This is a genomic window from Mesorhizobium sp. M2E.F.Ca.ET.209.01.1.1, from assembly GCF_004010375.2.
Classification (GTDB): Bacteria; Pseudomonadota; Alphaproteobacteria; order Rhizobiales; family Rhizobiaceae; genus Mesorhizobium.
The window spans coordinates 1-308 of sequence record NZ_SADP02000929.1 but is presented as its reverse complement, the minus strand read 5'-3'; the positions used below and the strand labels follow the sequence as shown (position 1 = coordinate 308).

General features: G+C 63.3%; 1 protein-coding gene. It reads left to right on the top strand.

Going from position 1 to position 308, the window contains the following annotated elements; genetic code table 11:
* Nucleotides 1-60: 60 nt before the first annotated feature.
* Nucleotides 61-308, top strand: a 248-nt coding sequence (locus tag EN852_RS38540; RefSeq protein ID WP_246694575.1) for an NAD-binding protein, incomplete at its 3' end; no start/stop codon positions are given.

Here is a 308-nt window from a genome sequence, read left to right as displayed (position 1 = left end):
GGTCATAGGTTCCCCGCCCGGCGCGTAGGGTTGGCGGTGGGCGGAACGCAGTTCAGAGTGATGCCGAAACAATTGATGGACCTGCCTGCCGCGTTGGTCAGCCACAGCGCCGACTGTAGCCATGTGGATCGGTTCGCTGGGCGCCGCGTCGCCATCTTGGGGGCGGGCGCCTCCGCGATCGATCTGGCCGCAGCCTTGATTGACGTAGGGGCCGCCACGACAATTGTGGCGCGAGCGGGTAGCATTCGTTTCAATTCGGAGCCAACCGGAAGTCGGCCGAGACTGCTGAGCCAGTTCATAAATCCTAG